This window comes from Agromyces sp. NBRC 114283 (assembly GCF_030268405.1).
In the GTDB taxonomy this organism is placed as follows: Bacteria; Actinomycetota; Actinomycetes; order Actinomycetales; family Microbacteriaceae; genus Agromyces; species Agromyces mediolanus.
Map to the genome: position 1 here is coordinate 2,682,954 of NZ_BSQP01000001.1, position 12,437 is coordinate 2,695,390.

Sequence of the window (12,437 nt, forward strand, 5' to 3'; positions counted from 1 at the left end):
TCAACTCGCGTACGCGCTGTTCTCGTGCACGTAGTCGTGCGTGAGGTCGTTGGTGAGGATGGTCGCCGTCGCCGGGCCGTTGTGCAGCTCGATGAGCACGTGCGTCGCGCGCGGCGCGAGGTCGACCTCGTCGCGCGGGCGGTCGGGCCGGCCGGCGTGGCAGACGCGCACGCCGTTCATCGAGACGTCGACGAGGTAGGGGTCGAACGGGGCGGAGGTGGTGCCGATCGCGGCGAGCACCCGGCCCCAGTTCGGGTCGTTGCCGAAGATCGCCGCCTTGAAGAGGTTGTTGCGCGCAACCGAGCGGCCGACCTCGACGGCGTCGTCCTCGGTGACCGCGCCGCGCACCTCGATGGTGATGTCGTGGCTCGCCCCCTCGGCGTCGGCCTGCAGCTGCGCGGCGAGGTCGAGGCAGGCCCGGGCGAGCGCGTCGGCGAACTCCGCCTCGTCGGGGACGACGCCGGAGGCCCCGCTCGACAGGAGCGTGACCTGGTCGTTCGTCGACATGCAGCCGTCGGAGTCGAGCCGGTCGAAGCTCACCCGGGTCGCGCTGCGCAGCGCCCGGTCGAGGGCCGCGGCGTCGAGCACCGCGTCGGTCGTGAGCACGACGAGCATCGTCGCGAGCCCGGGCGCCAGCATGCCGGCGCCCTTGGCCATGCCGCCGATGCGCCAGCCGGCGCCCTCGACGATCACGGTCTTCGGCTTCGTGTCGGTCGTCATGATAGCCCGCGCGGCGTCGTCGCCCGAGCCGTCGTCCGCGCCGAGCCGGGCGACGGCCGAGAGCACGCCCTCCTCGAGGACCTCGCCGTCGAGCTGCTCGCCGATGAGCCCGGTCGAGCAGACCAGGACGTCACCGGCGGCCACCCCGAGCGCCGAGGCCACGGCCTCGGCGGTGCGGTGCACGACCTGGAAGCCCTCGGGCCCGGTGAAGCAGTTCGCGCCGCCGGAGTTCAGGACGACGGCGGAGACGAGGCCGTCCTTCGCCGCCTCCTTCGACCAGAGGATCGGGTTCGCCTGCGCGCGGTTCGCGGTGAACACGACGGCCGCCTGCTGGGCGGGGCCGCGGTTCACCACGACGGCGAGGTCGAGTGCGCCGGAGCGCTTGATGCCGGCGGCGATCCCCGCCGCCTCGAAGCCTGCTGGGGCGGTGACGGTCACGGGGCGACTCCGTTCACGGGGAGGCCGGTCGACTCGGCGAGGCCGAGCGCGAGGTTGGCGGATTGGATGGCGGCACCCGCGGTGCCCTTGACGAGGTTGTCGACGGCGGTGACGACGACGACGCGGCCCGCGGCCTCGTCGACGGCGACGCCCAACAGCGCCGTATTCGCGCCGAGCACGTCGGCGGTGCGCGGGAACTGGCCCTCGGGCAGCAGCTGCACGAAGCGCTCCCCCGCGTACGCGTCCTCCCAGGCCGCCCGGACCGCCGCGGCGCTCGTGCCCGGCACGATGCGTGCGGTCGAGGTGGCGAGGATCCCCCGGGACATCGGCACGATCACCGGCGTGAAGGAGATCGTCGGCGCCGCGGCCCCCGCCCAGCGGAGCGCCTGCTGGATCTCCGGGATGTGCCGGTGCGTGCCGCCCACCGCGTACGGGTTCGCGGAGCCGAGGATCTCGGAGGCGAGCAGGTGCGTCTTCGCGCTCTTGCCGGCGCCCGAGGGCCCGACGGCGAGGACGCTCACGAGGTCGGTCGGCTCGACGACCCCGGCTCGGATGCCGGGCGCGAGCGACAGCGCCACGGTCGACGCGTTGCAGCCGGGCGCCGCGATGCGCCGGGTCTTCGCGAGCCGGTCGCGCTGGGTGCCGGAGAGCCGGGGCAGCTCGGGGACGCCGTAGGTCCACGCACGGTGGAAGTCGCCGCCGTAGAACGCGGCCCAGTCGGCGGCGCTCTCGAGGCGGTGGTCGGCGCCGCAGTCGATGACGAGGGCGTCGTCGGCGAGCTCCGCCGCGACCGCGCCCGAGGCGCCGTGCGGCAGGGCGAGGAAGACGAGGTCGTGACCGGAGAGGGTCGCGGCGCTCGTCTCCTGCAGCGTGAGATGCGTGTAGCTGCGCAGATGCGGCTGCACCTGCACGAGCGGCTGGCCCGCGTTCTGATGCGCGGTGACGGTGCGCACCTCGAACTCGGGATGGTCGGCGAGGAGCCTGAGGATCTCTCCCCCGGCATAGCCGGACGCGCCGGAGACGGCGACGGAGTAGGTCATGAGTCCACCTTAAAGGTCTGAGCGGTCGTGGGTCGGCTCCGGCGACACCGGTGCACGGCGGCATCGCCGTGCACGGGGTCGCCTAGCGTCGGCGAGCGCCCCGGCGTCGGTCGCGCAGCGCGGCGGCGCGCAGAGGCTGCGCCGCGGCGAGGGACCGAAGGGAGGACATGCTGCGACCCTACCGACTCCGCGGGAGGGATGCCAAACCCGAGGTCGTCGGATGACGAACGGCCCCGACCGGCGGGTGCCGGGCGGGGCCGTTCGGACGGTGCTCCGCGGCTCAGTCGCGGATGGCCGCGCCGAAGCGCTCGGCCGCGAGCCGGGCGCCGGCGAGCTTCGCCTCGCTCGCCTCCGCGGCGGTCAGCGTGCGGTCGGCCGCACGGAAGCGGAGCGCGAAGGTGAGGCTCTTGCTGCCCTCGGCCACGCCCTGGCCCCGATAGTCGTCGACGAGGTGCAGCGCCTCGAGGAGTTCGCCGGCCCCCTCGCGCACGGCGGCGCCGACCTCGGCGGCCGACGTCTCGATCGGCACGACGAGCGACAGGTCCTGCGTCGCCGCGGGGTGCGTGCCGAGGGGGCTCGCCTCGACGGTGCGGTCGGTCGCGACGATGAGCGCGTCGAGGTCGAGCTCGGCCACCGCGACGACGCGCGGGAGGTCGGCCTCCTCGGCGATGGTCGGGTGCAGCTCGCCGGCGTAGCCGATGCGCACGCCGCCGACGCGGAGTTCCGCGGTGCGGCCCGGGTGCATCGCCTGGTGACGGCCCTGCACGACCTCGATCTCTCCGCCGGTCGCGAGCGCGATGCGGCGCACCGCGTCGAGCGCGTCGGCGAGCCCGGCGGGCACGGCGGGCTGGCCGGGCTGCTTCTCGACGACGTCGCCCGTGAACAGCACGGCGACGTGACGCGGCTGCGGCGGGATGCCGTCGATGAGCGCGGCAAGCTCGGCGTCGCTCGGCCGCGCGGCCGCCGCCGGCAGCACGGCGGTGCCGTACGCCCGGCCCGCCTCGGGCAGGAAGACGAGGCCCAGCTCGAAGAGCTCGAGGTCGACGAGGCCGCGCGACAGGTTGCGGCGCGCGATCTCGATGAGCCCGGGGAGGAGGGAGCGACGGAGGAACGGGCGGCTCGCGTCGAGTGCGTTCGCGACGCGGACGGAGGCGACCGGTTCGCCGTCGGCGCTGCCGAACACCGCATTGTCGCGCTCGGCCACGAACGGGAACGCGAGCACCTCGGTGCCGCCGCCGGCGGCGAGGACGTCGGCGGTGCGCTTGCGCAGGCGCTGGGCGCGGGTGAGCCCGCGTCCCGGCGGCGCGACCGGGAGCACCGAGGGGATGCGGTGGTACCCGACGAGCCGCGCCACCTCCTCGGCGAGCTCGGCCTTGCCGGTGAGGTCGGGGCGCCAGCTCGGCGGCGTGACCGCGAGGCCGTCCTCGGCCTCGTCGACGCGGGCGCCGATCTCGGCCAGGGCGTCGCGGATCTCGGCGTCGCTGTACTCGACGCCGATGAGGCCGGAGACGTAGCCGTCGGGCAGTGCGATCGCCTCGCGGGCGGGCGTCTCGTCGATCAGTCCGCCGACCGGGTCGGCGGTGCCGCCGGCGAGGTCGACCATGAGCTGGGCGACGCGACTCGCGGCGGCCGCGGCGATCTCCGGGTCGACCCCGCGCTCGAAGCGGCGCGAGGCCTCGCTCGGCAGCTTGTGCCGGCGCGCGGCGCGCGCGATCGACACCGTGTCGAAGTTCGCGGCCTCGATGAGGACGTTCCTGGTGGTGTCGCTCATCTCGGTGCGGGCGCCGCCCATCACCCCGGCGATCCCGATGGGCCCGGCCTCGTCGGTGATCAGCAGGTCCTCGGCGTGCAGCGTGCGCTGCTTGCCGTCGAGGGTCTCGATCGTCTCGCCCTCGCGGGCCCGGCGCACGGTGATGCCGCCGACGAGCGTGTCGAGGTCGTAGCCGTGCATCGGCTGGCCGAACTCGAGCATCACGTAGTTCGTGATGTCGATGAGGAGCGACAAGGAGCGGATGCCGGCGAGCTTCAGCCGCGCGACCATCCAGGGCGGCGTCGGCCGCGAGGGGTCGACCCCGCGAACGATGCGGGTCGCGAAGACGCTCGAGCCGACGCGGCCGCGGATCGGCGCGTCGTCGGCGATGACGACGGGGAAGGCCTCGCCCGAGGCATCCGCCGGCGCCGAGAGGGCGACCGGGTCTCGGAAGGCGGCCCCCGTGGCGTGCGCGTACTCGCGCGCGACCCCGCGGATCGAGAAGGCGTAGCCGCGGTCCGGCGTGACGTTGATCTCGACCGCGGCGTCGTTCAGGCCGAGCAGCTCGATCGCGTCGCTGCCGACGGGCGCGTCGATGCCGAGCTCCGCGAGCCGGAGGATGCCGTCGTGGTCCTCGCCGAGCCCGAGCTCGCGCGCCGAGGCGATCATGCCGTCGGACACGTGGCCGTAGGTCTTGCGCGCCGCGATCGGGAACGGGCCGGGCAGCACCGAGCCGGGCAGGGTCACGACGACCTTGTCGCCGGCGAAGAAGTTGCGGGCGCCGCAGACGATGCCGTGCACGGCGTCGCCGCCGTCGGCCGCCGTCTCGCCCTCGGGCGCGACGCGGACCTGGCACCAGCGGATCGTCTTGCCGTTGGACTGCGGCTCCTCGACGAACTCGAGCACCTCGCCCACGACGATCGGGCCCTGGAGCTCGAAGCCGTGCACCTCTTCTTCTTCGAGGCCGACCTTCACGAGGGCGGCGTGGACGTCCTCGGGCGTCGTCCCGGGGACGAGCTCGACGTACTCGGCGAGCCAGCTGAGCGGCACTCGCATCGTCAGACCACCATTCCGAACTGCTGGGAGAAGCGGATATCGCCTTCGGCCATGTCGCGCATGTCCGAGACGTCGTTGCGGAGCATCAGGCCGCGCTCGACGCCCATGCCGAACGCGAAGCCCGAGTAGACCTCGGGGTCGATGCCCGCGGAGCGCAGCACGTTCGGGTGGATCATGCCGCAGCCGCCCCACTCGATCCAGCGCGCCCCGCCCTTGAACGTCGGGTGCCAGAAGTCGAGCTCCGCGCTCGGCTCCGTGAACGGGAAGTAGCTCGGGCGGAGGCGGATCTTCGCCTCCTCGCCGAAGACGGCCTTGACGAAGTGGTCGAGCGTGCCCTTCAGGTGCGCCATCGTCAGGCCGCGGTCGACCGCGAGGCCCTCGAACTGCATGAACACCGGCAGGTGCGTCGCGTCGAACTCGTCGGTGCGGTAGACGCGGCCGGGCGCGAGCACGTAGATCGGCACCTCGCGCTCGAGCATCGAGCGCACCTGGACGGGGCTCGTGTGCGTGCGCAGCACGAGGTGCTGCTCGGGCGGGTCGATGAAGAAGGTGTCCTGCATCGCCCGCGCGGGATGATCGGGGTCGAAGTTCAGCGCGTCGAAGTTGAACCACTCGCTCTCGACCTCTGGGCCCTCCGCGATCTCCCAGCCCATGCCGGTGAAGATCTCGGTCACCCGGTCCTGCAGCAGGGCGAGCGGATGCCTCGCGCCGGCCGTGTAGCGCGAGGGCAGCGCCGTCACGTCGACGGCCTCGGCGGCGAGGCGCGCTTCGGCCTCGGCGGCGGTGATCTCGGCCTCCCGAGCCGCGAACGCCTGGTTCACGCGCCCGCGCGCACTGCCGACGAGTTTGCCGAGGGCGGCCTTCTGCTCGTTGGGGACGCTGCGCAGCAGGGCGTTCAGCTGAGCGAGCGGCGACTTCTCGCCGGTGTGCTCGGCGCGGACCTGCTTGAGCGCGGCGGAGTCGCCGGCGGCGGCGATCGCCGCGAGGGCGGCGTCGACGGCCGCGGCGACCGCGGGCTCGGTGATTTCAGTGGGCTCTGGCACGAAGATCGAGTCTAGTCGGCCGCTGCGACCGGGCGATGCCGGGCGTTCAGCGGCGCGGCTCGGGGTCGTCGAGCCCGGCCTGCACCGCGACCGCGCGCGTCGCCGTCATGGCGTCGTCCGCCGGGGCGACGCCCTTGCCGAGCTTCGCCGTCCGGCGCAGCCGCCGCTCCACCCGGTTCGCCACGAAGGAGAGGATGAGGCAGAGGGCGATGTAGATCGCGCCGACCACGATCGTCGCCGGCACGATCGGCGAGCCGTACGTCGACTGCGAGCCGATGTAGCGGGCGTAGAACAGCAGCTCCTGGTAGGTGATGATGTAGCCGAGCGCCGTGTCCTTCAGCGTGACGACGAGCTGGGCGATGATGACCGGCATCATCGCGCGGATCGCCTGGGGCAGCAGGACGAGCCGCATCACGGCCGCCTTGCGCAGGCCGATCGCGTAGCCGGCCTCGCTCTGGCCGCGCGGCAGCGACTCGACGCCCGCGCGGATCACCTCGGCGAGCACCGAGCCGTTGTACGCGATGAGCGCGATGACGACCGCCCAGAACGGCTCCATGCGGATGCCGAGCACCGGCAGCCCGTAGTACAGCAGGAACATGAAGACGAGCACGGGGACGGCCCGCAGCACCTCGACAACCGCGCCGATCGGCCCGCGCAACCACGGGTGGTCGCTGAGCCGTCCGATCGCGAGGGCGAAGCCGAGGGCGAGCGCGCCGACGGCGGCGACGGCGAAGGCGGCGAGCGTGCGCCCCGTGGCGAGCGCGATCTGCAGCCAGACGTTCGAGTAGGTGAAGGCGTCCCACTTCTCGGCGGAGAACTGGCCGGTGTCCCAGAGCCGCCAGACGATGAAGCCGAGGATGGCGAGCACCACGAGCACGGTGATGACGCCGAGGATGCGGTTCCGCGCGATGGCGCGGGGGCCGGGGACGTCGTACAGGACGCTGCTCATCGCGCCACCTTCCAACGGTTCTCGAGCGCTCGCTGCGCCCAGGACAGCAGCAACACGAGCACGACGAAGACGACCATGACCCAGAGGATCGCCACGAACTGGTTCTCGCCGCGCTCGCTGAGGTAGCTGCGGATCGAGCCGAGGTTCACGACGGAGAAGCCCGCCGCGACCGTCGTGTTCTTCAGCAGGGCGATGAAGACGCTCATCATGGGCGGGATGACCGAGCGGAACGCCTGCGGCAGCACGACGAGCGTCATCACCTGCCCGAAGGTGAGGCCCAGGGCGCGCGCCGCCTCCGCCTGCCCGACGGGCACGGTGTTGATCCCGGAGCGGATCGTTTCGGCCACGTAGGTGGCGGTGTAGATGCCCAGCGCGCAGATCGCGAGGGTCAGCGACACGTCGCCGGTGAGCCGGAGGCCGAGCAGCGGCGGCAGCGCGAACGCGAAGGCGAAGAAGACGAGGGTGAGCGGGGTGTTGCGGATGGTGTTGACGTAGAAGGTGCCGACCGCCCGGGCGACCGGGATGGGCGACACCCGCATCGCCCCCACGAGCGTGCCGAGGACGAGCGCGAGCAGCCCGCCCGCGACGAACAGCACGAGGGTGCCGAGCAGGGTCGACGACCAGAGGTCGAGATTGTCGGTGATGATGCCCATCGTGCTCCTCCGCGGTTCGGGTCGGACGGCGGTGCGGGCGGGGGCCGATCGCCCCCGCCCGCGCCGGCTCAGTCGACGGCCGGCTGCTCGCCCTTGATGCCGGCGGGCGCGAGGTGCTCATCGAAGAGCGCCTGCCACACGTCGCCGCCATCGGTGAAGAGCTCGTTGATGTGCGCCTGCAGCTCGGAGTCACCCTTCGCGATGCCGACGCCGTAGCGCTCCTCGCTGAACGGCTCGCCCGCGATCTTCAGCTCGTCGGGCTGCTGCGCCACGTAGCCTGCGAGGATCGCCTCGTCGGTCGTGATGGCGTCAACCGAGCCCTGCACGAGCTGGTCGACGCACTGCGAGTACGTGTCGTACTCGACGGTGTCGCCCGGGTTGTACTCGTCGCGGATGCGCTGCAGCGGCGTCGAGCCCGTCACCGAGCAGACGATCTTGCCGGCCAGGTCGTCGGGGCCGTTGATGTCCTTGTTGTCGGCCGCGACCAGCAGGCCCTGACCGGTGATCAGGTACGGGCCGGCGAAGTCGATCTGCTCCTTGCGCTTGTCGGTGATCGAATAGGTGCCGACGTAGTAGTCGATGTCGCCGTTCACAATCGCCTGCTCGCGGTTCGCCGAGGGGATCGTCTGGTACTCGATCTGGTCCTCGTCGAAGCCGAGCGAGGCCGCGATCCAGCGCGCGATGTCGATGTCGAAGCCGCTGCGCTCGCCCGAGGCGGCGTCCTCGTAGCCGAGGCCGGGCTGGTCGTTCTTCACGCCGATGACGACCTTGCCGCGCTTCGTCATCGCGTCGAAGGTCGGGCTGCCCTCGAGCTGCACGTCGCTCGCGACCTCCCAGAGCGGCGCGTCGCTCGCGTCGCCGGCACCGTCGCTCGGGTCTCCGGGGCTCCCGCTGTTGCAGCCGGTCAGGGCGAGTGCCGCGACCGCGAGGCCGGCGATCGCGCCGGCGAGTCGTGTTCTGCTTCGCATGTGATCCTCCTGGTTTCGTATCGTCGTTCGGGTCGCCGCGGCAGGGCGCGGACGTCTCAGTGGGTGATGAGCTTCGAGAGGAAGTCCTTCGCGCGCGCACTCTTCGGGGCGGTGAAGAACTCCTCGGGCGCGGCCTCCTCGACGATCTGGCCGTCGGCCATGAAGACGACCCGGTCGGCCGCCTTCCGCGCGAAGCCCATCTCGTGGGTCACGACGATCATCGTCATGCCGTCCTGGGCGAGGCCGACCATGACGTCGAGGACCTCGTTGATCATTTCCGGGTCGAGGGCGCTCGTCGGCTCGTCGAAGAGCATCACCTTCGGGTTCATCGCGAGCGCGCGAGCGATGGCGACGCGCTGCTGCTGACCGCCGGAGAGCTGACCGGGCAGCTTCTCCGCCTGCTGGGCGACGCCGACCCGCTCCAGCAGCACGCGCGCCGCGCGCTCGGCATCCGCCTTCGACTGCCGCTTGACCTTGATCGGCCCGAGCGTCACATTGTCGAGCACCGTCAGGTGCGCGAAGAGGTTGAAGGACTGGAACACCATGCCGACGTCGGCGCGGAGCGCCGCGAGGGCTCTGCCCTCCTTCGGCAGCTCGTCGCCGTCGATGCGGATCGAGCCCGAGGTGAACGTCTCGAGCCGATTGATCGTGCGGCAGAGCGTCGACTTGCCCGAGCCCGACGGCCCGATGACGACGACGACCTCGCCGCGGTCGACGCTGAGGGAGACGTCCTTCAGCGCATGGAACTGGCCGTAGTGCTTCTCGACGTGGTCGACGACGACCAGCGGCTCTCCCCGGCGCACCGAGAAGTTCGACGTGTCCGGGGCGGGTTCGCTGCGCTGCATATCCCCCAAGTTAGGGACAAGCGCACCGGAATCGCCAGAGCGCGCCCGGCGGGTTTACCGATTCGTGATCAGCTCCGCTGCGCGAAGGCGCTCTCGTAGAGGCAGACGGAGGCCGCCGTGGCGAGGTTCATCGACTCGGCGTTCCCGTAGATCGGCACCACCACTGCGCGGTCCGAGAGGGCGAGCTTGTCGTCGTCGAGGCCGCGCGCCTCGTTGCCGAAGATCCACGCCGTCGGCTGCGCCAGCAGTCCCTCGGTGCGCACGGCGAGCAGGTCGTCGCCCTTCACGTCGGCGGCGAGCACGGTGAGGCCGCCGGCGCGGGCCCGGGTCACGATGTCCTCGAGCTCGGCGCCGACCGCGACGGGGAGGTGGAAGATCGAGCCCGTGGAGCTGCGCACCACCTTCGGGTTGTAGAGGTCGACCGCGCGACCGGTGAGGATCACGGCGTCGGCGCCCGCCGCGTCGGCGGCTCGGACGATCGTGCCGAGGTTGCCCGGGTCGCGCACCTCCTCGAGGATCGCGATGAGCTTCGGCCGGGCGGCGAAGACGTCCTTCACGGCCGTCGGGAACTGCCGGCACACGGCGACGAAGCCCTGCGGGGTGACCGTGTCGGCCATCGACTCGAGCACCTGCTCGGTGACGAACTCCACGTCCAGGCCGTGTTCGCGCGCACGTTCCGCGACCTCGGGGTGGCGCTCGAGCGCCGTCGGCGTCGCGAACAGTTCTTCCACGAGCTCCGGGCGGAACGTCAGGGCCTCGCCGACGGACTGCGGGCCCTCGAGCAGGAAGCGCCCGCTCTCCTGGCGGGCGGCCTTCTTCGCGAGCTTCGCCACGGCGCGGACGCGCGGCGAACGGGGGTTCTCGAGCATGGCTTCAGCCTAGCGAGCGCGGGCCGCGGAACCGGGCGCCCGGCCCGCGCGGCGGCGGGACCGGGCGCACGACGTGCCTGCTGCGAACGGCGAAGGGCCCGGCATCCTCTGCAGGATGCCGGGCCCCTCGGGTGCCGAAGCGACGTTACGCGGCCGAAGGCGCGTTGACGTCGGCCGGGAGCGCCTTCTTGGCGGTCTCGACGAGCGCCGCGAACGCGGTGGGCTCGTTCACCGCGAGCTCGGCGAGGATGCGACGGTCGACCTCGACGCCGGCCAGGCCAAGGCCCTGGATGAGGCGGTTGTAGGTGAGGCCGTTCGCACGCGAGGCCGCGTTGATCCGCTGGATCCACAGGCGGCGGAAGTCGCCCTTCTTCTTGCGGCGGTCGTTGTACGAGTAGACGAGGGAGTGGGTGACCTGCTCCTTCGCCTTGCGGTAGAGGCGCGACCGCTGACCGCGGTAGCCCTCGGCGCGCTCGAGGATGACCCGACGCTTCTTGTGCGCATTGACAGCGCGCTTCACTCTTGCCATGACGTGTGTTCCTTACGGGTCTCTTCGGCTCAGCGGCCGAGAAGCTTCTTGATGACCTTGGCGTCGGGCGCCGAGGCGACCTTGTCCTGGTTCAGGCGGCGGGTGCGCACCGAGGACTTGCCCTCGAGGTTGTGGCGCATACCGGCCTGCTGCTTCTTGATCTTGCCGCTGCCGGTGATCTTGAAGCGCTTCTTGGACCCGGAGTGGGTCTTCTGCTTCGGCATCTCGTGTTCTCCTTGGATCTGCCGCCACGGATGACGGACGGGGGTGTCAGGCTTCGTCCGTACCGGACTCTGCCGTCTGCGCCTCGGGCTCGCCGGCCTCGGCCGGTCGCGCCTTGGACGCAGCACGCTGTGCGTTCGCCTCGGCCTTGGCCTCGGACTTGTTCTTGAGCGGAGCGATGACCATGACCATGTTGCGGCCGTCGATGGTGGGCGTGTGCTCGACGGTGCCGAACTCCGCCACGTCCTCGGCGAAGCGCTGCAGGAGGCGCACGCCCATCTCGGGGCGCGACTGCTCGCGACCGCGGAAGAGGATCATCGCCTTGACCTTGTCGCCGGCCTTCAGGAAGCCGACAGCGCGCTTCATCTTGGTCTCGTAGTCGTGCTTGTCGATCTTGAGGCGGAACCGGACCTCTTTGAGGATGGTGTTCGCCTGATTGCGCCGGGCCTCCTTGGCCTTCTGCGCAGCCTCGTACTTGTACTTGCCGTAGTCCATGATCTTGACGACCGGCGGGCGGGAGTTCGGTGCGACCTCGACGAGGTCGAGGTCCGCCTCCTGCGCGAGCCGCAGGGCCACCTCGATCTTCACGACGCCGACCTGCTCTCCGCCAGGACCCACGAGACGAACCTCGGGGACGCGGATACGGTCATTGGTACGCGGATCGCTGATGCGTGTCTCCTCTGCTCAAGGCATTCTTCAGAAGCCGATCGGGAGACGGATGCCGCCCGACGACGAGAGCGGCACTCCTTGCCAGAAACTCTGGCACGCACTTCGGCCTCGGAACGGATTCCGAGGGCTGGTGCGGCACCCTGACTACCCGGCCTCTCACGAGACCCGGCGGAGTGCAACGACCCGGTAACCTTGAGCGGTCAGCGCGGGTGGGAGAAGATCCACTTTCGTACCGGGGATGAACCCCGGAGCCCGCAGAAGTTTAGCAGAGGAAATCCGTGACCGACAATTCCGCCGAGTCCCCCGCCGCCCACTCGCACGGGGAGGAGGCCGAGCAGTACGCCGCAGCGGTCGCGGCCGAGGCCGCCGACGCCACCCGCGACATCGCCGAGGTGCCCGCCGTCGAGGTGATCACGACGGCCGCGGTGCACCTCATGAGCGCCGCCGCCGTGAAGGTGGGCCTCGCCGACGACCCCGACTCGCAGCTCGACCTCGACGAGGCCCGCAAGCTCATCAACGCCCTCGCCGGCCTCATCACCGCCGGCGCGCCGGAGATCAGCGACATGCACGCCCGCTCGCTGCGCGACGGCCTGCGCTCGCTGCAGCTCGCCTTCCGCGAGACCTCGCCCATCCCCGACCCGATCGGGCAGGGCCCCGGCGAGAAGTGGACCGGCCCGGTCAGCTGA

Annotated in this window: 13 protein-coding genes; 1 reads left to right on the top strand and 12 read right to left on the bottom strand. The window is 71.5% G+C overall.

What is annotated here, in order from left to right; all coding sequences use genetic code 11:
- The 12 genes from argJ to infC form a co-directional block, all read right to left on the bottom strand.
- Nucleotides 1-1,158 (bottom strand): bifunctional glutamate N-acetyltransferase/amino-acid acetyltransferase ArgJ, encoded by a 1,158-nt coding sequence (gene argJ / locus QSJ60_RS12955; protein WP_285463865.1) that lies wholly within the window; start codon nucleotides 1,156-1,158, stop codon nucleotides 1-3.
- A complete protein-coding gene (argC, locus tag QSJ60_RS12960; RefSeq protein WP_285463866.1) occupies nucleotides 1,155-2,198 on the bottom strand; it encodes an N-acetyl-gamma-glutamyl-phosphate reductase in 1,044 nt (347 codons plus the stop codon). Before argC ends, argJ begins: the two co-directional genes overlap by 4 nt.
- Before the next feature lie 280 nt (nucleotides 2,199-2,478).
- Complete coding sequence (gene pheT, locus QSJ60_RS12965) at nucleotides 2,479-5,004, bottom strand: phenylalanine--tRNA ligase subunit beta (RefSeq protein WP_285463867.1); 2,526 nt, start codon at nucleotides 5,002-5,004, stop codon at nucleotides 2,479-2,481.
- Nucleotides 5,005-5,006: 2 nt separating this feature from the next.
- Nucleotides 5,007-6,047 carry a phenylalanine--tRNA ligase subunit alpha gene (gene pheS / locus QSJ60_RS12970; RefSeq protein ID WP_230766642.1) on the bottom strand — a complete coding sequence of 347 codons (1,041 nt, stop codon included), beginning with the start codon at nucleotides 6,045-6,047 and terminating at the stop codon, nucleotides 5,007-5,009.
- Between the two features lie 46 nt (nucleotides 6,048-6,093).
- Nucleotides 6,094-6,996: an amino acid ABC transporter permease gene (locus QSJ60_RS12975; protein WP_230766639.1), complete on the bottom strand. Its 903-nt coding sequence runs from the start codon at nucleotides 6,994-6,996 to the stop codon at nucleotides 6,094-6,096.
- On the bottom strand, nucleotides 6,993-7,649 hold the full coding sequence (locus QSJ60_RS12980; protein ID WP_189086010.1) for an amino acid ABC transporter permease: 657 nt from the start codon (nucleotides 7,647-7,649) through the stop codon (nucleotides 6,993-6,995). The genes QSJ60_RS12975 and QSJ60_RS12980 overlap by 4 nt, the downstream gene beginning before the upstream one ends.
- Nucleotides 7,650-7,717: 68 nt before the next feature.
- Complete coding sequence (locus QSJ60_RS12985; RefSeq protein WP_189086011.1) at nucleotides 7,718-8,617, bottom strand: glutamate ABC transporter substrate-binding protein; 900 nt, start codon at nucleotides 8,615-8,617, stop codon at nucleotides 7,718-7,720.
- A gap of 56 nt (nucleotides 8,618-8,673) precedes the next feature.
- The gene (locus tag QSJ60_RS12990) at nucleotides 8,674-9,462 is read right to left on the bottom strand and encodes an amino acid ABC transporter ATP-binding protein (RefSeq protein WP_285463868.1); all 789 of its coding nucleotides are present in this window, start codon (nucleotides 9,460-9,462) and stop codon (nucleotides 8,674-8,676) included.
- 68 nt (nucleotides 9,463-9,530) lie between these two features.
- Nucleotides 9,531-10,331 (bottom strand): TrmH family RNA methyltransferase, encoded by an 801-nt coding sequence (locus tag QSJ60_RS12995; protein WP_189086012.1) that lies wholly within the window; start codon nucleotides 10,329-10,331, stop codon nucleotides 9,531-9,533.
- Nucleotides 10,332-10,476: 145 nt separating this feature from the next.
- The gene (rplT, locus tag QSJ60_RS13000; protein WP_189086013.1) at nucleotides 10,477-10,860 is read right to left on the bottom strand and encodes a 50S ribosomal protein L20; all 384 of its coding nucleotides are present in this window, start codon (nucleotides 10,858-10,860) and stop codon (nucleotides 10,477-10,479) included.
- 29 nt (nucleotides 10,861-10,889) lie between these two features.
- Nucleotides 10,890-11,084: a 50S ribosomal protein L35 gene (rpmI, locus tag QSJ60_RS13005; protein WP_189086014.1), complete on the bottom strand. Its 195-nt coding sequence runs from the start codon at nucleotides 11,082-11,084 to the stop codon at nucleotides 10,890-10,892.
- A gap of 46 nt (nucleotides 11,085-11,130) precedes the next feature.
- Nucleotides 11,131-11,751, bottom strand: coding sequence for a translation initiation factor IF-3 (gene infC / locus QSJ60_RS13010; protein WP_189086189.1), 621 nt, complete (start codon nucleotides 11,749-11,751; stop codon nucleotides 11,131-11,133).
- A gap of 278 nt (nucleotides 11,752-12,029) precedes the next feature.
- Here infC and QSJ60_RS13015 point away from each other — a divergent pair, with 278 nt between their 5' ends.
- Entirely contained in the window at nucleotides 12,030-12,437 is a 408-nt protein-coding gene (locus QSJ60_RS13015; protein ID WP_189086015.1) for a DUF1844 domain-containing protein, read from the top strand.